The organism is Bacteroides sp. 3_1_23 (assembly GCF_000162555.1).
Lineage (GTDB): Bacteria > Bacteroidota > Bacteroidia > Bacteroidales > Bacteroidaceae > Bacteroides > Bacteroides ovatus.
Genome location: NZ_GG774949.1, coordinates 1,490,548 through 1,510,674, shown reverse-complemented (window position 1 = coordinate 1,510,674; position 20,127 = coordinate 1,490,548). Strand labels below are relative to the sequence as shown.

Sequence of the window (20,127 nt, the reverse complement as noted above, 5' to 3'; positions counted from 1 at the left end):
ATTATGATAAAACACTATTTCAAAGTAGCATTTAGAAACTTGTGGAAGTACAAGGCACAGAATATAATTTCCACCATCGGATTGGCAGTAGGACTACTGTGTTTTAGTATATGTATGTATTGCAGTCGTTTTGTAGAATCTACCAATCATTGCTTTGACAATTATTCCCGCATAGCCGAGTTAAATCTCTATAATGAACAGACTGGTGACTATTTTTCCGGCACACAAGTAGCATTATCCGAAGAACTCCGTACTTGGGCTATGGGTGAAGTGGAAGCGATCTCTTGTATGGCATATCCCCGTGAACGCTCTTTTCAGGTTGAACTGTCTCCGGATAAATCATTGCCATACGATCTTGAAATTATAGAAGTCGATACCCTATACAATAAAGTCTTTACTCCGCAAATGGTAGTTGGTAACTGGCGGACAGCAAGCCGGATGCCCAACGCGGTTATTATAAGCCGGTCCACTGCCATAAAGATATTTGGTCAGGTGGAGACTGCCATTGGCAAACACCTGACTCTTACAAGACGGCTTTATACTTCTCCGGACAGTACACCAAAGACAGGAGGTATTGTGTACACAATCCAAGCAGTGATGGAAGATCTTCCACTGAACAATGATTTTAATTTTATGTGTCATACCGACGCATTGGTTATCAACGACAGTGAGGGACTTTTTCAGAGTCCGAAACGTCGCGATATAACGGGAGCCCGGACATACGTTTTGTTATCTCCGCAGGTTGGCATTACCGGTTTGGAAAAACAATTTTCCAAGCGCGACTATACTTATAGTCTATATAACGAGACTTATACCGTTGTTGCCCGTTATATAGGAGATCGGTCGCAGGAGAAAGGTATTTATATTCTGGGATGGGTCACCGGAATTGTCGGCATATTGATATTGTTGGTCGGATTGATTAATTTCTTTCATTTTCTCATCGGCTCTTTCCTGAATCGCACTAAGGAATACGCCATAATGAAAATGCTTGGTTCTGACTGGAAACGACTGTTCTGCCTGTTATTAACACAGTCACTGATGATTGTATTTACATCCTCATTTTTGGTGATATGGGGTATCGAACTAATTGGAGATAGAATGGATTTCTCTTTGCCAGGCCTCACAATGACTTTCCCTCCTGAAACACTATTAAAGCATATTCTGCAATACATTGTTTTTCTTGCATTGCTTTGCGTGGCAGTCTGTCTGCTGGTATCCGTCCGTATTCGCAGGTCTTCCATACAGACAGGTATCTATGGAGGTCAAAAACGTCGCGGGAAACAGTGGGGACGTAACTTTATGCTCGGCGTCCAGTTCTTTATTTGCTGGATATTCGTAGCGCTGACTGTCAGCCTGTTTTTGCAATCAGGAAAGGTGACTGAAACTTTATTTCATACGTTAAGTCAGGAAGATAAAGAAGCGATTCTAAGTATCCCGCTGGACTATCCATTTCTGGAAAACAAAGAAAAACAGGAAATGGTAGAACGTTTCAGGCAGCATGCCGGTGTGAAAGACATTTTGTTATCTGATATATCTTATACTCACGGGGTATCCGGAAACTTGTTAATGACGGAGAAAGGAAATGACAACTCTTGGATTGATATCAATGTAATGTGTGTACCATTGAATTTCTTCACCTTTATGAATATTCCGATAATGGAGGGCAGGACGATCCGGACAAAAAAGGATCTCGTAATGGATGGAGTCTGGCAGAAGAAACAAAAGAAAGATATTATCGGAATGAACCTTTACGACCAGACCACTGATTTCACCGTTTGTGGAGTATGTGCCCCCTTTCAAACAGATGTACATAACCATAATGGCGGATATGCTTTCACACTTTATGATTCTTCCGAATACATAGGTCACTGCTATGTGAAATGTTACCCTGAACAGCAAAAAGAAGTCATGAAATGGATGGAAACCATCCGTCGTGAAGTGCTGCCGGAGAATATTTCTTCCCAAGTACGTACATTTCAGGATGATTTGTACGAAGTGCAGGCAGTGGAATATATTCTGAAAGATATCATCTCGTTTTTTGCAATTGTAAGCATCATCATTACCCTGTTGGGAGTGTATTCCAGCATTACGCTCGATACAGAACGCCGCCAGAAAGAGGTTGCCATTCGCAAAGTGAACGGAGCCGGAATACGTTCCATCATCTGGCTGTTTGCACGTTTGTACCTGATTTTGCTGATGGTGACTGCCGCCATCACCTTTCCGCTCATTTACGTGGTATTGCAACTGTGGAAACAAATGTACACCGTATTTTTTAATGATGGAATATTATATTGGGGAAGCATATTTGGGGGAGTAACCTTATTGACAGTAATTACCATAATCTTTAAAATACTGAGGATTGCACGTCTCAATCTCGCAGAAGTAATCAAAAACGAATAAAAATAATAATTCTAAAAACAATACAGTTATGATTAAGACCATTGACTTACAGAAGATTTTCAAAACGGAAGAAGTAGAAACTTGGGCGTTGAATAACGTCAGTATCGAAGTGAAACAAGGTGAATTTGTAGCCATCATGGGTCCCTCCGGCTGTGGTAAGTCAACATTGCTCAACATTCTGGGGCTACTTGATAACCCGACAGGAGGAGAGTATTATCTGAATGGAACAGAAGTCTCCCGGTATACCGAGTCGCAACGTACCAGTCTTCGCAAAGGCGTGATAGGTTTCGTTTTTCAGAGCTTTAACCTGATAGACGAGTTGAACGTATACGAAAATATCGAACTTCCTTTGCTTTATATGGGTATTTCCGCTGCCGAACGGAAAAAGAGGGTAGAGTCAGCTATGGAGAGAATGGCCATTACTCATCGTAGCAAACACTTTCCGCAACAACTTTCCGGTGGTCAGCAGCAACGCGTTGCCATTGCCCGTGCCGTCGTGGCCAACCCTAAACTGATTCTGGCCGATGAGCCAACCGGTAACCTGGACTCCAAAAACGGTAAAGAAGTGATGGGGCTATTGAGCGAACTGAATAAAGAGGGAACCACCATTGTCATGGTGACCCACTCACAACACGATGCCGGTTATGCCGACCGTGTCATAAACTTGTTTGACGGACAGGTGGTGACCGAGGTTAGTATGTAAGCACAAGCCATCAATAAAAAGTATATCATGATAAAACACTATCTGAAAGTAGCCTTTCGCAATCTGATGAAGTATAAGACACAAAGTCTTGTTAGTATTATCGGATTAGCAGTCGGTTTTACCTGTTTTGCGCTGTCTGCTTTATGGATACGTTATGAAATGACGTATGATAACTTCCATGAGGGTGCCGAACGCATTTATCTGGTGCGTGCGCATTACGCCAATGAACCCGGTACAAGCAAATTTACTCCATATCCTTTAATGAAATATTTGCAAGACAAAATGCCGGAGATAGAAGCTGTAACCGCTTTTACCGCACATCATGTAAAATTCCGTATGGAAGATACTGAGCAGGAGATCGGAATGATTGCCGCAGATTCTGTTTTCATGAACTTCTTTGATATACAATTATTGAAAGGTACTGTCAACTTCCTGAAATGTGATGGTCAGGAAGTTGCTATCACTAAAGAATTTGCGAAGCGGCTCTTCAGCAAAGAAGAGGATGCATTGGGGAAAGAGGTGGAAGTAGGCAGACGCGTATGTAAAATAGGAGCAATTGTGAGTGGATGGTCTAACCATTCCAATATTCCATATAATATACTGGCTCCGGCAAGACATTCTCCTCGGTGGGGAAGTTCGAATGAGCAGCTATTTATTCGTGTACGTGAAAGAACAGATATAGACGCATTCCGAACAAAAATGAGCACTGTTTGCATCAACGATATTGAGAAAGAGAGCGAACTTTCCGATTTGTTGATTACCCGGATGTCAGCTTTGCGCTATTCGGATTATGTAGATAAAGCAGATGTTGTTATCTCTTTCAGTTATATATTCTATTTCTCCTTGGCGGGCGGACTGGTGATTATTTGTTCGTTATTCAATTATCTGACGCTTTTTATCAGCCGGCTTTGTATGCGTAACCGTGAAATGGCACTTCGTAAGGTGAATGGAGCAAGCAATAAAGCTTTGTCTGTACAGTTTGCCATTGAATTATTGCTGCTTTTATGTATTGCTCTGATCGGCGGATTGCTGCTGGTGGAGATGAGTATGTCCCAGTTTTTGAATTTTACGCAGATAGAAGCCAGCTCATATTATGGAGAAATCTTAGTATATCTTCTGGCAGTAATCATCCTGTCGTTTCTGTTTGCACTGATGCCATTATCCTATTTTCGTCGTCGAACATTGCAGGAAACAATCAAAGGAGGTGTTGCTACTGCCCGTCCGTACTTATTTCGCAGAATAGGTATTATCGTACAGTTGATTGTCAGCCTTGCCTTTATCTTCTGCACAGTTGTCATCATGAAGCAACTATATTTCCTGAAAAATACGGATTTAGGTATGGAACGTCATCGTGTGGCTAATGTGGCATTGTGGAATGGAGACATTAATCAATGGGTGGAGAAAATAAAAGCTTTGCCTATGGTAACCGAAACTTTACCTCCTGTGTACTTTCCAATTATTCCAGTCGGTCCGATGATGTATGTAGAAATAACCAATTGGGATGGGCTACCCAAAGTGACAGAAAAAACACTGCTTGTTGGCATAATGCCGGCAAAGGAGGAATTCTTTAAGTTTTATGATTTAAAATTACTGGAAGGTGAATTTATATCTGAAAAGAGCCTGCAGAATGAAGTTGTGGTTGATGAAAGTACGTGCCTGAAATTCGGATGGAAACATGCTTTGGGAAAGACTTTCGGCAATAACATCAACGGTCGTCAGGATATTGCATACAAAGTTGTCGGAGTGGTGAAGAATTTTAGTTATCGTTCTCCTACCAGCAAACCGGGACTTATTGCGTTCCAGCGTCCCGAAGCACAAGAGTATCTCCTGAATCGTGCCAGTATCCTTTTTAAATTCAAAGAGGGGACTTGGAATGAATGTCGTGAAGCTATAGAAAAACTCCACAAAGAAGAATTTCCCAATGCTTACTTACGGTTGTTTAGCGAGGAGGAGGAATATGGTAAATATCTTCGTTCCGAAGATGCACTGATGAAGCTATTGAGCTTCGTGTCATTGGTCTGTGTACTCATCTCCGTATTCGGAATCTTTTCATTGGTCACTCTATCGTGTGAGCAACGTCAAAAGGAGATTGCCATACGTAAAGTGAACGGGGCGCAAATTCGTCATATCTTGCAGATGTTTTTCCGTGAATACTTCCTATTGCTGATTATTGCTGCTGTCATAGCCTTTCCAATGGGATATGTGGTTATGAGGCAATGGATTGAAACGTATGTGAGACAAACTGCGATTAACGGTTGGGTATATGTAGGGATTTTCGCTGTAATGGCGATTATTATTCTATTCTGCATCATCTGGCGCATATGGAAAGCTGCCCGACAGAATCCGGCGGAAGTACTTAAGAGTGAATAAAATAAGGCATGTTGAGGAGTAGCTGGATTTCGGATAAAGAGGGAAAAAACAGAGGCTCCGTTTATAGTTCGATTTCCTGTTTTTTTGGGGGGGGAGATAAAATAAAAGTCCGGCATATCTATTTGTGTCAGACTTTTATTTTATTTACTTGATATGGGTAATCTATTTTACGTAGATTATAAAATATCCAATGCTTTAAATGCCTTAACCAGCTTTTCTACAGCGCGGTCAATTTGATCTTTTGTATGGGTAGCCATCAATGCCACACGTACCAAAGTGTCTTGCGGTGCACATGCCGGAGGAATAACCGGATTGATAAATACACCCTCGTCGAAAGCCAATTTAGTGACCATGAATGTTTTTTCCGTGTCACGTACATAAAGAGGAATGATAGGTGATTCTGTTGCACCGATTTCAAATCCTGCTTCACGGAAACGTTTCAATGCATAGTTGGTAGCCTCCCACAAAGCTTCAAGCCTTTCCGGTTCATTTTGGATGATGTGGAGGGCTTCAAGAGCAGATGCAGTAGCAGCAGGAGTGTTGGACGCACTAAATATATAAGTACGTGCGTTGTGGCGTAACCAGTTGATGATAGAAGAATCAGCAGCAATGAATCCACCGATAGAAGCCAATGATTTGCTGAAAGTACCCATAATCAAGTCAACTTCGTGAGTCAGACCGAAATGGTCGCAAACACCACGTCCTTGTTTTCCAAATACACCCAAGCCATGAGCTTCGTCTACCATGATAGTAGCGTTGTATTTATGTTTCAAGCGTACGATTTCGGGCAAGTTTGCCAGGTCGCCTTCCATAGAGAACACACCGTCTACTATGATGAGCTTCACTGAATCCGGGTTGCACTTTTGAAGTTGCTTTTCCAGATCCGCCATATCGTTATGCTTATATTTCAGTTGTTGAGAGAAGGAGAGGCGACGGCCATCTACGATAGATGCGTGGTCGCGGTCGTCGCAAATGATATAATCATTGCGATCTGTCAAAGCAGGAATAACTCCCGAATTCACCGTAAAACCGGTTGAGAAGCAGAGTGCTTCATCTTTGCCTACAAAGGCAGCCAGTTCTTTTTCCAACTGAACGTGCAGGTCAAGTGTACCATTCAAGAAGCGCGAGCCTGCGCATCCGGAACCATATTTATGCATGGCTTTAATACCTGCTTCAATCACTCTTTCATCTCCCGTAAGGCCAGTGTATGCATTGGAACCGAACATCAACACTTCGTGTCCGCCCATTTCTACCTCTGTACCCTGCTTTCCTTCTATCTCACGGAAATATGGGTAAACGCCCTGTGCCATAAACTTTTGTGGCAGGTCGTACTTAGCTAACTTCTCTTGTAATAATCCCATGAATTATAATTTATTATACTCATACTCAGATCGTTCGCTGACGATCTTACATCCTTTTATCTTAACAAGTGTTTAAAAACAGGGGGCAAAGATAACAAAATTTGCTTTTATCTGTTCTTTTTAAGAGAAAAAAGTTGCCCTCATGTGATTAGAAACCTCTAATAGATTAAAATTTAAGATATTTATATTACTTTTGTCGTCTACAATCGACAAGAATAGCATGAACGAAAGAATGAAAAAAATAAAATTCGTCGTCAATCCTATTTCGGGAACACAAAGTAAAGAATTGATTCTTAACTTGCTGGACGAAAAAATAGACAAGGCGAGATACTCTTGGGAAGTAGTGAATACGGAGAGAGCCGGTCATGCAGTAGAAATAGCTGCTAAAGCTGCCGAAGAGAAGACTGATATAGTAGTGGCTATCGGTGGGGACGGGACAATCAATGAAATAGCTCGTTCGTTGGTGCATACTGATACCGCACTGGGAATTATTCCCTGCGGATCGGGTAATGGACTGGCGAGGCATCTGCATATACCGATGGAACCGAAGAGGGCGCTGGAAGTGCTGAACGAAGGTTGCATGGACGTAATAGATTATGGTAAGATTAACGGGACGGATTTTTTCTGCACTTGCGGAGTGGGATTCGATGCTTTTGTTAGTCTGAAGTTTGCGCATGCCGGTAAACGCGGGGTGTTGACTTATCTGGAAAAAACCCTGCAAGAGAGTCTTAAATATGAACCGGAAACGTATGAACTGGAAACGGAAAACGGAGTTTCCAAGTATAAGGCTTTCCTGATTGCCTGCGGAAACGCTTCGCAATATGGAAACAATGCTTATATCGCCCCGCAAGCTACGCTGACGGATGGCTTGCTGGATGTAACCATTCTCGAACCGTTCACCGTATTGGATGTCCCTTCATTGGCTTTCCAGTTATTCAATAAGACAATCGATCAGAATAGCCGTATCAAGACTTTCCGTTGCAAGCAGTTGTGCATCCGTCGCACTACTCCGGGAGTAGTGCACTTTGACGGCGACCCCATGGAAACGGACGCCAATGTGAACATTGAGTTGATTCAAAGGGGATTGCGCGTAGTGGTGCCGCAAGCGTCGGAAAAGGATGCTGCCAATGTGCTCCAAAGAGCGCAGGAATATATGAATGGTATCAAATTGATGAATGAAGCCATCGTCGACAATATAACAGACAGAAACAAGAAAATATTGAAAAAGCTGACAAAGAAAGTCTGATAAAATAACGGATTACTGACAACGAATTACAAATTATTGCGTACTTTTGCGCAGTTTTGGTTCAATCAAAATAGAAACGCGAGTGATAATCGTTTAAATAAAAAATATATGTTCAGAACGCACACATGTGGAGAACTAAGAATCTCTGATGTAAACAAGCAAGTTACGCTGTCTGGATGGGTACAGCGCAGCCGTAAAATGGGAGGAATGACTTTTATCGACCTCCGCGACCGTTACGGAATTACCCAGTTGGTCTTTAACGAAGAAATTAATGCTGAACTCTGTGAACGTGCTAATAAACTGGGACGTGAGTTCGTCATTCAAGTGACAGGAACGGTTAATGAACGTTTCAGCAAGAATGCAAACATTCCTACCGGAGACATTGAAATCATCGTTTCCGAACTGAACGTACTAAATACGGCTATGACTCCTCCGTTCACTATTGAGGATAATACGGATGGTGGTGATGATATCCGCATGAAATATCGTTACCTGGATTTGCGTCGTAACGCTGTCCGCTCTAATCTGGAATTGCGTCATAGAATGACGATTGAAGTTCGCAAATATCTGGATAGCCTGGGCTTCATCGAGGTGGAAACGCCCGTTTTGATCGGTTCTACTCCTGAAGGTGCACGCGACTTCGTAGTACCGTCACGTATGAATCCGGGACAGTTCTACGCACTTCCGCAATCTCCGCAGACATTGAAGCAGTTGTTGATGGTTTCCGGTTTCGACCGTTACTTCCAGATTGCAAAATGTTTCCGTGATGAGGACTTGCGTGCCGACCGTCAGCCGGAATTTACGCAGATTGACTGCGAAATGAGCTTCGTTGAGCAGGAAGATATTATTACTACTTTCGAAGGAATGGCTAAACATTTGTTCAAAACACTGCGTGGCGTGGAACTGGCTGAACCGTTCCAGCGTATGTCTTGGGCGGATGCCATGAAATATTATGGTAGTGACAAACCGGACTTGCGTTTCGGCATGAAATTCGTGGAACTGATGGATATCATGAAAGGTCACGGATTCTCTGTATTCGATAATGCTGCTTATGTGGGTGGTATCTGTGCCGAAGGTGCTGCAACTTATACTCGTAAGCAACTGGATGCACTGACGGACTTCGTAAAGAAACCGCAGATTGGTGCAAAAGGTATGGTGTATGCCCGTGTAGAAGCGGACGGAACTGTAAAATCGAGCGTGGATAAATTCTATACGCAGGAAGTGCTGCAGCAAATGAAAGAGGCATTCGGTGCTAAACCGGGTGACTTGATTCTGATCTTGTCCGGCGACGATGTGATGAAAACACGTAAACAACTTTGTGAGCTTCGTCTGGAAATGGGCGCTCAACTGGGGTTGCGTGATAAGAATAAGTTTGTTTGTCTTTGGGTGATCGACTTCCCGATGTTCGAATGGAGCGAGGAGGAAGGTCGTCTGATGGCTATGCATCATCCGTTTACTCATCCGAAAGAGGAAGATATTCCGATGTTGGATACTGATCCGGCAGCTGTACGTGCAGATGCTTATGATATGGTAGTGAACGGTGTGGAAGTTGGTGGCGGATCTATCCGTATCCACGATGCGAAATTACAGGCGAAGATGTTCGAGATTCTTGGATTCACTCCGGAAAAGGCACAGGCGCAGTTTGGCTTCCTGATGAATGCCTTTAAGTATGGTGCACCTCCTCACGGTGGTTTGGCATACGGACTCGACCGTTGGGTATCTTTGTTCGCTGGTTTGGATTCTATCCGCGACTGTATTGCGTTCCCGAAAAACAATTCCGGACGTGATGTGATGCTGGATGCACCGTCTGCAATCGACCAGACTCAACTTGATGAACTGAATTTGATCGTTGATCTGAAAGAGGGCGAGTGAAAGAATCTGTACGCATATTCCGTTTTATAGTCATCGGTACAATGAACGCCTTAATTATGGCGTTGGTTGTATGGTTAATGATGAAAGAAATGTCATTCGATGGTGACTATATGGTGGCTAATATAACAGCGTATCTGATAGCTCAAATCCATAACTTTATCTGGTGCAAATACTGGATATTCCCCGTAGAAAATAAAAAGAATAGTATCTGGAAACAGATACTGCTCTTTTGTTCTGCTTTTGCCGTGGCTTACACCGCACAGTTCTTATTTCTTGTCTTATTGGTAGAAGGATTGGACGTGAATGAATATCTGGCTCAATTCCTGGGATTGTTTATTTATGGAGGGGCTAATTTCCTAGCCAACAAAAAAATAACGTTTCAATGAGATAGTTATTTATGATGATATATTGAAAGGGCACAGAATTCTAAATTTAGGTTTGAACTCTGTGCCCTTCTTTTTTCTTTATTAGATAAACCTCCTGCAATGAAGGTATGTGGGTAAGCCTTTAATCCAGAAAGCGTTTGGTAAGTCCATCATATTCGTCAATCCGACGATCACGAAGGAAAGGCCACCAACGGCGAACGTTTTCCGAACGTTCCATATCTATTTCCACTACTATGTTTTCCGGGTGATCGTTTCCGGCTTGTGCCAGAAATTCCCCTTGTGGTCCTGCTACAAAACTGTTTCCCCAGAATAAGATACCATTTGTCTGTCCGGAAGGATCAGGCTCGTGCCCTACACGGTTGACGGAGATAACAGGAAGTCCATTGGCAACGGCATGAGCGCGCTGTGAAATAATCCAGGCATTGAGTTGGCGGGCTTTTTCATCGTCCGTGTCGCTGCTTTCCCAGCCAATGGCGGTAGGATAAATTAAAAGTTCCGCACCTTTTAGTGCCATCAGGCGGGCAGCTTCCGGATACCATTGATCCCAGCATACTAATACGCCCAGTTTTCCTAAAGAAGTTTGAATCGGTTCAAAACCAATGTCTCCCGGAGTGAAATAGAACTTTTCGTAGTAAGCCGGATCATCGGGAATATGCATTTTCCGGTATTTTCCTGCAATGCTTCCGTCGCGGTCGAATACGACAGCGGTATTATGATAAAGTCCGGGAGCACGTTTCTCAAAAAGAGAGGTGACAAGGACTACTTTATTAGCTGCTGCCAACTCGGAATAAAAGCCTGTGGAAGGCCCGGGAATCGGTTCGGCAAGATCAAACAGGTTAGTGTTTTCTGTCTGGCAAAAATAAAGTGAATTGTGTAACTCCTGGAGCACAATCAGTTGTGCGCCGTGAGCGGCACAAGCCTCGATACTCTTTGCGAGGTTCATTAGATTGGCTTTAATATCTGCGGTATTGGATTGTTGGATGATTCCGACTTTTATCTTTCTCATGATGAATAATTAGTGGGTTGATTCATTCATTATTTTATAATTCCTTTATAGGCTCCTTTGTAATTCTTTTATGACTCCTTTATAACGCCCAGCGGATATTGCATGGTGACACAGTGTAGGGAACCGTGCTGTTTAATCAGGGCACGGCAGTCTATTCCAATTATTTGATGGTTTGGAAAGGCTTGCTGCAATACTTCTCCTGCTTTTTTGTCATTCGCCGGCTGATTGTATGTCGGGTAAAGAATAACGTCGTTCATAATCAGGAAATTGGCGTAAGTTGCAGGCAGGCGTTCGCCGTCTTCTTCTATCTTGTCTGCCATGGGTAAGGCCAATAGGTGATAGGGTTCTCCTGCTAAGGTGCGGAATGTTTTCAGCTGTTCTTCCATTGCGAGCAGTGCTTCGTAATGTTCGTCTTCTTTGTTTTCGCATTTCACGTAAGCGATGGTGTCGGTAGAACAGAAGCGTGCCAAAGTGTCGATATGGCTGTCGGTATCATCACCGGCCAGATAACCGTGGTCTAACCAAAGCACCTTTTGCAGGTGGAAGGTTGATTTCAGGTATTCTTCTATCTCTACCTGGTTCAGTCGTCCGTTTCGTTGGGGAGAAAGCAGACATTCGGAAGTGGTAAGCAATGTACCCATTCCGTCGCTTTCGATAGAACCTCCTTCGAGTACGAAGTCGAGGTGGTCTATATACTGGCCTTTCAAGGCTCCGGCTTCTACGGCATGTTTGGTAATTTGATTATCCAGTTCGGAAGCAAATTTCAGTCCCCAGCCGTTGAAGGTGAAGTCGAGCAGGGAAGGGGTGCCGGTATCTATCATTGTTATGGCTCCGTGGTCGCGGGCCCATGTGTCATTGGTGGCACATTCCAGAAAGCGGACGTTATCCATATTGACAGTAGCAGCTATCTGCTTTTTCACTTCTTCCGGTTCGGGAGTGACGATCAATAATAATTCACGCTTCGCTATTTCTCTGGCAATATTGATAAAACACTCTTGCACTTCCGCCAGCATGTAGGCCCAATCTGTACCGGCATGTGGCCATGTTAACTGTATACCGCTCTGCATGTGCCATTCGGCAGGCAAATGAGGTGCTCTCATTTCTACCTGTACGGTCATGTTTTTGCCGAAGTTCAACTGCAAATCTTTCTCCGAGCCGCTTGGGCTGGGGAGTCCAACCATGATTCCCATTAGACTATATATATTTAGTTATTTATAAAATCAGTTTATTGTCTGCATCTAAAGTCAGTTTGTTTTCTGCATCGATGTGACTGTTATGCATTGTTTTCCTGCTTCGGTTTCCGGTCAAAGAACGGATTCTTGGAGGATGCGCTTACGGGGATCGCCATTACCATCTTGCAGTCTTTCAGCCAGTTCAGGCGTTGTGCTGCCAATCCGGCGGAGAACATGACGCGTGTGTCTACGCGTAAATCGGCTGCCGTGGCGCACGCGGAACCTATTGCGATACCTACATCTATGCTGTTCAATGCGCAGGGAACTCCATCAGTACGTCCGGCACAGGTGGCAAATCCGCAATGGCCGCAGTTCAAGCCCTGTGTCTGCTCGCGTGTTCCTATCAGTACAACACATTCGGCACTTAGGATGTTGTCGGCATCACGAAGGAAGAATTTCATTCCGTGTTCTTCTACCATAGCTATCATAGTGTCCGATAATTGTTTAATCTCTTCATCAGTGATGAGGGCCACTTCAATAATATCGATTCCTTTTCCTTTCGGAGCAGTGCGCGCAGCCGTCATCATCTGACGTGCTACCTGCAATATATGCTCGTGACGAGCGTCTCTTTCGTTCAGTATCATAACTTTCTTGAATTAATTAGTAAGGCAAAGATAAATGAAAATTGGCAAAATTACACTAGATGATGAAATAAATAGGGGCTATCATTTGAGTCTGATATGAAAAAACTTTCGTATCGGACTTTGTGTTATTGGGTGGAAAAGGCTATCTTTGTATCTGTCAACTTATAAAGTTATGAGTATATGAGTAATAAAATTTATCCTATCGGCATACAGAACTTCGAGAAAATCCGTAAAGGAGGTTATTGCTATATAGATAAGACTGCTTGGATATATCAAATGGTGAAAACTGGCAGTTATTATTTTCTTAGTCGTCCACGTCGTTTTGGGAAAAGTTTGTTACTGTCTACTTTGGAAGCCTATTTTCAAGGGAAGAAAAAACTTTTCGAAGGATTGGCGATAGAGAAACTGGAAAAAGACTGGTTTAAATATCCGATCCTGCATATTGACCTCAATACAGAAAAATACGATAGACCGGAAAGACTTGAAAATAAGCTGAATCGCACATTGGTGGAATGGGAAAAAATCTATGGAGCGGAATCTGCAGAAACTTCTCTAGCTATGCGTTTCGAGGGTATTATTCAGCGTGCTTGTGAGAAAGAGGGCCAGAGTGTCGTTATTCTTGTGGATGAATACGATAAGCCTATGTTACAGGCGATTGGTAATGATGAACTCCAGAAGAGTTTTCGTGATACATTGAAGGCTTTCTATGGAGCTTTAAAAAGCAAGGATGGCTGCATTAAATTTGGTATGCTTACGGGAGTTACAAAATTCGGAAAAGTAAGTGTATTCAGCGATCTGAATAATCTGGAGGATATTTCTATGCGTCAGCAGTATATAGAAATCTGCGGAATCAGTGATCGTGAGTTGCATGAGAACTTTGAAACTGAATTGCATGAATTTGCCGATGCGCAAGGTTTGACGTATGATGAAATTTGCACAGAAATGCGTGAAAGATATGATGGTTATCATTTCACTCATGATTCTATAGGTATGTATAATCCGTTCAGTGTACTTAACACCCTTAAATACAATGTGTTTGGCAACTACTGGTTTGAAACGGGCACACCTACTTATCTGGTCGAATTACTAAAAAAACATCATTACGATCTTCACCGGATGGCTCATGAAGAAACTAGTGCCGACGTACTGAATAGTATTGATTCAACTTCCGACAATCCTATCCCTGTGATTTATCAGAGCGGTTATCTTACCATAAAAGGCTACGATCGTGAATTTGAAACTTATCGCCTGGGATTTCCCAATCGTGAAGTGGAGGAAGGTTTTGTGAAATATCTCATGCCTTTTTATGCCAATATAAATGCCGTAGAATCATCTTTTGAGATTCAGAAGTTTGTCCGCGAAGTCCGTTCGGGAGATTATGATTCTTTTTTCCGTCGTCTTCAGAGTTTCTTTGCAGATACTCCTTATGAATTGGTTCGCGATTTGGAATTGCATTATCAGAATGTTCTCTTTATCGTGTTCAAATTAGTCGGTTTTTATGTAAAAGCGGAATATCACACGAGCCAGAGCCGTATCGATCTTGTTTTGCAGACTGATAAATTTATCTATGTCATGGAATTCAAGCTGGAGGGTACGGCTGAAGAAGCCTTGCAGCAGATCAATGAAAAGCATTATGCTAAACCTTTCGAAAGTGATGGGCGAACACTTTTTAAGATTGGAGTGAATTTTAGTGCTGAAACACGAAACATTGAGAAGTGGGTGGCGGAACTTCAATAAATATAATTTTGGCAGGATTTTCAAGAGAACAAATAGATGTTACATATTAATAATGCCTGTATTGCTTTTGGTACGGAAGTGCTTTTCTCCGGTTTCAGTATGAAGTTGGAAAGGGGAGAAACGGCTTGCATTGTCGGTCAATCCGGTTGTGGAAAGACTTCGTTGCTGAATGCGGTAATGGGGTTTGTGCCTTTGAAAGAAGGATCTATACAGGTAGGGGAAACATTGCTTGATATATCGACTATCGATAGTGTCCGCAGACAGATTGCATGGATTCCTCAAGAATTGGCACTACCTTTTGAATGGGTCAAAGAGATGGTGGCTCTCCCGTTCGGACTGAAAGTGAATCGTTCTGTTCCTTTTTCGGAAGAAAGACTTTTCACTTGTTTCGATGAATTGGGGCTGGAACACGAATTATATACAAAGAGGGTGAATGAAGTATCGGGTGGTCAACGCCAACGTATTATGTTGGCTGTGGCTGCAATGCTCAACAAACCTCTCATTATCATAGATGAACCGACTTCTGCTTTGGATGCCGGATCAACCGGTAAAGTCCTGTCTTTTTTCCGGCGACAGGCGGAAAGAGGAACGGCTGTGTTAGCCGTATCACATGATAAGGACTTTGCTTCGGGCTGTCATTATTTAATAGAACTGTAATTAATTGAACTGTAACGCAAATCGGATAGAATTGTTAAGAATATATTGTGGGAACGATTGATATATCATATTATAATCTCTTTATAGGGCTACTATTGCTTGCCATTCCGTTTTTTTACCTTTGGAAATTTAAAACGGGATTGCTGAAACCTGCCGTGATTGGTACATTACGGATGATTATCCAGCTGTTCTTTATCGGCATGTATCTGAAATATCTCTTTTTATGGAACAATCCCTGGATTAATTTTCTTTGGGTGATAATTATGGTATTCGTGGCCGGGCAGACCGCATTGGTACGTACTCAGTTGAAACGTAGTGTTTTATTAATCCCTATTACGGTAGGATTTCTTTGTAGTGTTGTATTGGTAGGCATCTATTTTATCGGTATTGTTCTCCAACTGGATAATATATTTAGCGCCCAATACTTTATTCCAATATTTGGAATTCTGATGGGTAATATGCTGTCGAGCAATGTAATAGCTTTGAATACTTATTATAGTGGATTGAAACGTGAACAGCAACTATATCGGTATTTATTGGGAAACGGAGCAACAAGGCAGGAAGCGCAGGCTCCATTTATCCGGCAGGCCATCATTAAATCGTTTAGTCCCCTGATTGCGAACATTGCCGTGATGGGATTGGTGGCTCTTCCGGGCACGATGATCGGACAAATTCTGGGAGGAAGCAGCCCGAATGTCGCTATCAAGTATCAGATGATGATTATGGTGATTACTTTCACAGCATCTATGCTATCGCTAATGATTACTATTTCATTGGCTTCGCGTCGATCTTTTGATGCATACGGAAAACTGCTGGAGGTAACAAAAGAACCCAGAAAATGACTGTTATTGACCAGATATTCCATAAAGTAGCTGAAATAGCTATTCCACACTTCTTTATAACAGTGGAGTTTTCAGCATCCGGCACAGAAATGCCGGAACATATCGAGGCTTTCCTGCAGGAAAAATACGAAGCAATTCTTCGTGGAGCCAGTGGACGTAAATTTATCTATAAGGAAGGAGAGTGGCGGCTTATTTTCACTTTCTTCCCTACGGACAGAGTCGTAGACGAACGGTATGCACTGAAAAACAAGGTACAAATGATAAATAAGGTGCAAATGAAAAGCAAAAGCTAACCGGTTATTAGCGTGTTTATTATTTGCCTTTCAACATTCCCCATAAGCAGCGAAGCTGCACGAATTGTTCTCCGGGTTGCACATAACCGCCTTCAAACATCTTTTCCGTTACTTGAAATTTAGAGAGGTGATGGCGTATATACTTCTCTACATCAGGCGATTGTTTCTTGACGAAGACAGCAAATCAACCTTCCCGTCTTCGCGAATGAGCACCCTAGCTTTGATTGTGCGAAAACCGTACTCTTTGCAGTGTTTGGTTTCTACTTTATCAATCCAGAAGATAGCGGTAGCTTTGACCGTATCTGCCGCACAATCTTCGATATTGTCAATCTTTGCAGCCTCGGCTACGGACATTTCGATACTATCACTTTTCTTGGGCTGGCAAGAAACCATCATAACTAGCAGGAGCAGTAAAGTCAAATTTGTTTTCATCGTATTCATTATTTAGATGAAGTAAAAGTACAGAATTTCAATAAATAACGGAAGCTTTAGGCGAAAATTTATAATTAGTTTTTATTCCGGAACCGGTTTTTATCCGAATTTATCCGATGAAAACAGGCAAAAGGCAAAAAGAATATAAACTCTTTTTGCCTTTTGCCTATTGATAAAACTGAAAAATGAAATTAACTGTTTAATCTAAAATTTATATGGATATAGTTATGGTTTAGCGGAAGTCTTTTAGTTCTTCCTGTAATTTCTGACGGGTAAAGAAGATCCGACTTTTTACGGTACCTAACGGAAGATTCAGTTTTTCTGCAATTTCACGGTATTTGAATCCGGAAACGTGCATGGCGAACGGAACCCTGTATTCTTTCGGAAGAGCATTGACTACACGGTGCATCTCTTTCAGGTCGTATGTCCTTTCAGTACTTTCAAACCCTGCATCTTGCGGCAAATTAAGATGATAAAGGTTATCGGTCTTGTCAACAAATGTCTGGTCGCGAACTACCTTACGATAATTATTGATAAAGATATTGCGCATGATGGTGTACATCCATCCTTTGAAATTTGTATCGGGTGTATATTTATCTTCATTATCTAATGCTTTCAATGAGGTTTCCTGCAGCAAATCGTTTGCTTCTTCGCGGTCTGTTGTCAGTTTGTATGCGAAACGTAGTAATTCTTCCTGAACTCCTACCAAATCTTTTCTGAAGCTTAAACTTTTCATATGTGTTGTTTTTAAAATGTGAGTATTCGTTGTAAAAATTTTGATGATGCAAGTTTAAGATATTTTGTCGACCTTGGTAGGGGAGAATCAGACGTAATTTAGGGGAATTTCTATCAACAGATAGTTTTTAGGTCCTTTTTGATAGTTTCTGGGTGGTATTTTATATCTTTTACGGGGATCTCAAAAAATGGATAACGATAAATTCTCTAAAAAACGATCACTTAGTATGTTAATTCCTATTTTATTTATTATCTTTGCAACCAAATTTTCTACCAATAATGAAAATTAAGGAAATAGTAAGCGCCCTTGAACGATTCGCGCCTCTGCCATTGCAAGACGGATTTGATAATGCCGGCCTGCAAATCGGATTGACAGAAGCGGAAGCAACAGGGGCTTTGTTGTGTCTTGACGTTACCGAAGCTGTGTTGGATGAAGCTATCGCGCTGGGGTACAATCTCGTTATATCGCACCATCCGCTCATTTTCAAGGGCTATAAATCTATCACGGGCAAAGATTACGTGGAACGCTGCATACTGAAAGCAATAAAGAATGATATTGTGATCTATTCAGCACATACTAATCTTGATAATGCACAAGGTGGAGTTAATTATAAGATAGCAGAGAAAATAGGGTTGAAGAATCTGAAAGTGCTCGAACCGAAAGAGAACTGTCTGATTAAGCTGGTGACTTTCGTGCCGGATGCACAAGCCGATAGTGTGCGCGAAGTGTTGTTTGCAGCCGGATGCGGAAATATAGGTAACTATGATTCATGCAGTTACAATCTGAAAGGAGAGGGAACCTTCCGGGCAAAAGAGGGAACGCATCCTTTCTGTGGAACAATCGGTGAACTGCATCATGAAAATGAAGTGAGGATTGAAACCATTCTTCCTATATATAAAAAAGCGGAAGTTATAAAGGCTTTATTGTCTGTACATCCTTATGAGGAACCGGCATTTGACTTGTATCCGTTGCAGAATGACTGGTTGCAGGCAGGTTCGGGAATTGTAGGTGAATTGGATGAATCGGAAACGGAACTCGAGTTTCTGAAACGCATCAAGAAAATCTTTGAAGTGGGTTGTGTACGTCATAACAAACTGACGGGGAGAGAAATACAGAAGGTTGCCTTATGTGGTGGTGCCGGAGCTTTCCTGCTTCCACAGGCAATTCGGACGGGTGCGGATGTCTTTATTACGGGAGAAATCAAATATCATGATTATTTCGGCCACGAGGGTGATATTCTGATGGCAGAGATTGGTCATTACGAAAGCGAACAATATACAAAAGAAATTTTTTATTCCATAATCCGGGATTTATTTCCTAATTTTGCACTCCAATTGAGTAAAATAAATACGAATCCCATAAAATATTTATAAGTAAAATGGCTAGAGAAGCAAAAAAAGATCCGAATGAGTTGACGGTAGAACAGAAACTGAAGACACTGTTCCAACTGCAAACGATGTTGTCTAAGATTGATGAAATCAAGACATTGAGAGGTGAACTTCCGTTGGAAGTGCAAGACCTTGAAGATGAAATTGCTGGTTTGAGTACCCGTATCGACAAGATCAAAGCTGAAGTGGATGAACTGAAATCTGCTATTGCCGGCAAGAGAGTAGAAATTGAAACAGCAAAGGCTTCAGTAGAAAAATATAAGTCACAACAAGACAATGTTCGCAATAACCGTGAATATGATTTCTTGACGAAAGAAATCGAATTCCAGACATTGGAAATCGAACTTTGCGAAAAGAGAATTAAGGAATATTCTGCTGATAAAGAAGAAAAAGAGGCTGAAGTAACGAAGAACGATCAGATTCTTAACGAAAGACTGAAAGACCTTGAGCAGAAGAAGAGCGAACTGGACGAAATTATCTCTGAAACCAAACAGGAAGAAGAGAAATTGAGAGACAAAGCTAAAGATTTGGAAACTAAGATCGAACCGCGTCTGTTGCAGTCTTTCAAACGTATCCGTAAGAACTCTCGCAACGGATTGGGTATTGTATACGTACAGCGTGACGCTTGTGGTGGTTGCTTTAACAAGATTCCGCCCCAGAGACAACTGGATATCCGTTCTCGTAAGAAAGTAATCGTTTGTGAATATTGCGGACGTATTATGATTGACCCGGAATTGGCTGGCGTACAAATCGAACACAAGGTGGAAGAAGCTCCGGTAGCTACTACCAAAAGAGCTATCAGAAGAAAAACTGCTGAATAAGAAGAGCAGTGAAGTAAGTAAAGTTACTTTTTTGATATATAATAAGCCCTGCAGCAATGCT

Annotated in this window: 17 protein-coding genes and 1 pseudogene; 12 read left to right on the top strand and 6 right to left on the bottom strand. The window is 42.1% G+C overall.

The window, feature by feature from the left end; translation table 11 throughout:
- The first annotated feature begins 3 nt into the window (after positions 1-3).
- Genes HMPREF9010_RS18665 through HMPREF9010_RS18675 form a run of 3 tightly spaced genes read left to right on the top strand, consistent with a single transcriptional unit; the run spans position 4 to position 5,473 of the window.
- Positions 4-2,400, top strand: coding sequence for an ABC transporter permease (locus HMPREF9010_RS18665; RefSeq protein ID WP_008647571.1), 2,397 nt, complete (start codon positions 4-6; stop codon positions 2,398-2,400).
- Between the two features lie 28 nt (positions 2,401-2,428).
- Positions 2,429-3,103: an ABC transporter ATP-binding protein gene (locus HMPREF9010_RS18670; RefSeq protein WP_008647569.1), complete on the top strand. Its 675-nt coding sequence runs from the start codon at positions 2,429-2,431 to the stop codon at positions 3,101-3,103.
- A gap of 27 nt (positions 3,104-3,130) precedes the next feature.
- Positions 3,131-5,473: an ABC transporter permease gene (locus HMPREF9010_RS18675; RefSeq protein ID WP_008647568.1), complete on the top strand. Its 2,343-nt coding sequence runs from the start codon at positions 3,131-3,133 to the stop codon at positions 5,471-5,473.
- Positions 5,474-5,649: 176 nt separating this feature from the next.
- Here HMPREF9010_RS18675 and spt read toward each other — a convergent pair whose 3' ends face one another.
- Positions 5,650-6,834, bottom strand: a complete 1,185-nt coding sequence (gene spt, locus HMPREF9010_RS18680) for a serine palmitoyltransferase (protein WP_004311645.1) — start codon at positions 6,832-6,834, stop codon at positions 5,650-5,652.
- A gap of 220 nt (positions 6,835-7,054) precedes the next feature.
- Here spt and HMPREF9010_RS18685 point away from each other — a divergent pair, with 220 nt between their 5' ends.
- The 3 genes from HMPREF9010_RS18685 (at position 7,055) to HMPREF9010_RS18695 (ending at position 10,338) form a co-directional block, all read left to right on the top strand.
- The gene (locus HMPREF9010_RS18685; protein ID WP_004303062.1) at positions 7,055-8,080 is read left to right on the top strand and encodes a diacylglycerol/lipid kinase family protein; all 1,026 of its coding nucleotides are present in this window, start codon (positions 7,055-7,057) and stop codon (positions 8,078-8,080) included.
- Positions 8,081-8,188: 108 nt separating this feature from the next.
- Positions 8,189-9,952 carry an aspartate--tRNA ligase gene (aspS, locus tag HMPREF9010_RS18690; protein ID WP_008647566.1) on the top strand — a complete coding sequence of 588 codons (1,764 nt, stop codon included), beginning with the start codon at positions 8,189-8,191 and terminating at the stop codon, positions 9,950-9,952.
- Positions 9,949-10,338: a GtrA family protein gene (locus HMPREF9010_RS18695; RefSeq protein ID WP_004295929.1), complete on the top strand. Its 390-nt coding sequence runs from the start codon at positions 9,949-9,951 to the stop codon at positions 10,336-10,338. The genes aspS and HMPREF9010_RS18695 overlap by 4 nt, the downstream gene beginning before the upstream one ends.
- Before the next feature lie 121 nt (positions 10,339-10,459).
- On the opposite strand, the gene HMPREF9010_RS18700 is transcribed toward HMPREF9010_RS18695, so the two are convergent.
- The 3 genes from HMPREF9010_RS18700 to HMPREF9010_RS18710 form a co-directional block, all read right to left on the bottom strand.
- Positions 10,460-11,344 (bottom strand): carbon-nitrogen hydrolase, encoded by an 885-nt coding sequence (locus HMPREF9010_RS18700; protein ID WP_008647565.1) that lies wholly within the window; start codon positions 11,342-11,344, stop codon positions 10,460-10,462.
- A gap of 68 nt (positions 11,345-11,412) precedes the next feature.
- On the bottom strand, positions 11,413-12,534 hold the full coding sequence (locus tag HMPREF9010_RS18705) for an agmatine deiminase family protein (RefSeq protein WP_008647563.1): 1,122 nt from the start codon (positions 12,532-12,534) through the stop codon (positions 11,413-11,415).
- Between the two features lie 83 nt (positions 12,535-12,617).
- Positions 12,618-13,160 (bottom strand): ferredoxin domain-containing protein, encoded by a 543-nt coding sequence (locus HMPREF9010_RS18710; protein WP_004303057.1) that lies wholly within the window; start codon positions 13,158-13,160, stop codon positions 12,618-12,620.
- A 180-nt stretch (positions 13,161-13,340) separates the two neighbouring features.
- Here HMPREF9010_RS18710 and HMPREF9010_RS18715 point away from each other — a divergent pair, with 180 nt between their 5' ends.
- Genes HMPREF9010_RS18715 through HMPREF9010_RS18730 form a run of 4 tightly spaced genes read left to right on the top strand, consistent with a single transcriptional unit; the run spans position 13,341 to position 16,689 of the window.
- Positions 13,341-14,897, top strand: a complete 1,557-nt coding sequence (locus HMPREF9010_RS18715; protein WP_008647560.1) for an ATP-binding protein — start codon at positions 13,341-13,343, stop codon at positions 14,895-14,897.
- 36 nt (positions 14,898-14,933) lie between these two features.
- Positions 14,934-15,554 (top strand): ATP-binding cassette domain-containing protein, encoded by a 621-nt coding sequence (locus HMPREF9010_RS18720; protein WP_004308918.1) that lies wholly within the window; start codon positions 14,934-14,936, stop codon positions 15,552-15,554.
- Positions 15,555-15,601: 47 nt separating this feature from the next.
- Complete coding sequence (locus HMPREF9010_RS18725) at positions 15,602-16,396, top strand: ABC transporter permease (RefSeq protein ID WP_004308919.1); 795 nt, start codon at positions 15,602-15,604, stop codon at positions 16,394-16,396.
- Positions 16,393-16,689 (top strand): hypothetical protein, encoded by a 297-nt coding sequence (locus HMPREF9010_RS18730; protein WP_004308920.1) that lies wholly within the window; start codon positions 16,393-16,395, stop codon positions 16,687-16,689. The genes HMPREF9010_RS18725 and HMPREF9010_RS18730 overlap by 4 nt, the downstream gene beginning before the upstream one ends.
- A 19-nt stretch (positions 16,690-16,708) precedes the next feature.
- Here the strand turns inward: HMPREF9010_RS18730 and HMPREF9010_RS18735 are convergent.
- Together HMPREF9010_RS18735 and HMPREF9010_RS18740 are read right to left on the bottom strand one after the other, a co-directional pair.
- Positions 16,709-17,121 (bottom strand): annotated as a pseudogene (locus tag HMPREF9010_RS18735) (DUF4891 domain-containing protein).
- Between the two features lie 232 nt (positions 17,122-17,353).
- On the bottom strand, positions 17,354-17,857 hold the full coding sequence (locus HMPREF9010_RS18740) for an RNA polymerase sigma factor (protein WP_004303051.1): 504 nt from the start codon (positions 17,855-17,857) through the stop codon (positions 17,354-17,356).
- A gap of 278 nt (positions 17,858-18,135) precedes the next feature.
- Here HMPREF9010_RS18740 and HMPREF9010_RS18745 point away from each other — a divergent pair, with 278 nt between their 5' ends.
- Positions 18,136-19,230 carry a Nif3-like dinuclear metal center hexameric protein gene (locus HMPREF9010_RS18745; RefSeq protein ID WP_008647557.1) on the top strand — a complete coding sequence of 365 codons (1,095 nt, stop codon included), beginning with the start codon at positions 18,136-18,138 and terminating at the stop codon, positions 19,228-19,230.
- 5 nt (positions 19,231-19,235) lie between these two features.
- Positions 19,236-20,066, top strand: a complete 831-nt coding sequence (locus HMPREF9010_RS18750) for a zinc ribbon domain-containing protein (protein WP_004295942.1) — start codon at positions 19,236-19,238, stop codon at positions 20,064-20,066.
- Positions 20,067-20,127: the final 61 nt, after the last annotated feature.

Excerpts from the sequence above, each read along its gene's own strand:
- HMPREF9010_RS18665 (WP_008647571.1), top strand. The coding sequence starts at position 4 with ATGATAAAACACTATTTCAAAGTAGCATTTAGAAACTTGTGGAAGTAC.
- HMPREF9010_RS18730 (WP_004308920.1), top strand. The coding sequence starts at position 16,393 with ATGACTGTTATTGACCAGATATTCCATAAAGTAGCTGAAATAGCTATT.
- HMPREF9010_RS18705 (WP_008647563.1), bottom strand. The coding sequence starts at position 12,534 with ATGGGAATCATGGTTGGACTCCCCAGCCCAAGCGGCTCGGAGAAAGAT.
- HMPREF9010_RS18740 (WP_004303051.1), bottom strand. The coding sequence starts at position 17,857 with ATGAAAAGTTTAAGCTTCAGAAAAGATTTGGTAGGAGTTCAGGAAGAA.
- HMPREF9010_RS18715 (WP_008647560.1), top strand. The coding sequence starts at position 13,341 with ATGAGTAATAAAATTTATCCTATCGGCATACAGAACTTCGAGAAAATC.
- spt (WP_004311645.1), bottom strand. The coding sequence starts at position 6,834 with ATGGGATTATTACAAGAGAAGTTAGCTAAGTACGACCTGCCACAAAAG.
- HMPREF9010_RS18745 (WP_008647557.1), top strand. The coding sequence starts at position 18,136 with ATGAAAATTAAGGAAATAGTAAGCGCCCTTGAACGATTCGCGCCTCTG.
- aspS (WP_008647566.1), top strand. The coding sequence starts at position 8,189 with ATGTTCAGAACGCACACATGTGGAGAACTAAGAATCTCTGATGTAAAC.
- HMPREF9010_RS18700 (WP_008647565.1), bottom strand. The coding sequence starts at position 11,344 with ATGAGAAAGATAAAAGTCGGAATCATCCAACAATCCAATACCGCAGAT.
- HMPREF9010_RS18675 (WP_008647568.1), top strand. The coding sequence starts at position 3,131 with ATGATAAAACACTATCTGAAAGTAGCCTTTCGCAATCTGATGAAGTAT.
- HMPREF9010_RS18710 (WP_004303057.1), bottom strand. The coding sequence starts at position 13,160 with ATGATACTGAACGAAAGAGACGCTCGTCACGAGCATATATTGCAGGTA.
- HMPREF9010_RS18670 (WP_008647569.1), top strand. The coding sequence starts at position 2,429 with ATGATTAAGACCATTGACTTACAGAAGATTTTCAAAACGGAAGAAGTA.
- HMPREF9010_RS18750 (WP_004295942.1), top strand. The coding sequence starts at position 19,236 with ATGGCTAGAGAAGCAAAAAAAGATCCGAATGAGTTGACGGTAGAACAG.
- HMPREF9010_RS18685 (WP_004303062.1), top strand. The coding sequence starts at position 7,055 with ATGAACGAAAGAATGAAAAAAATAAAATTCGTCGTCAATCCTATTTCG.
- HMPREF9010_RS18720 (WP_004308918.1), top strand. The coding sequence starts at position 14,934 with ATGTTACATATTAATAATGCCTGTATTGCTTTTGGTACGGAAGTGCTT.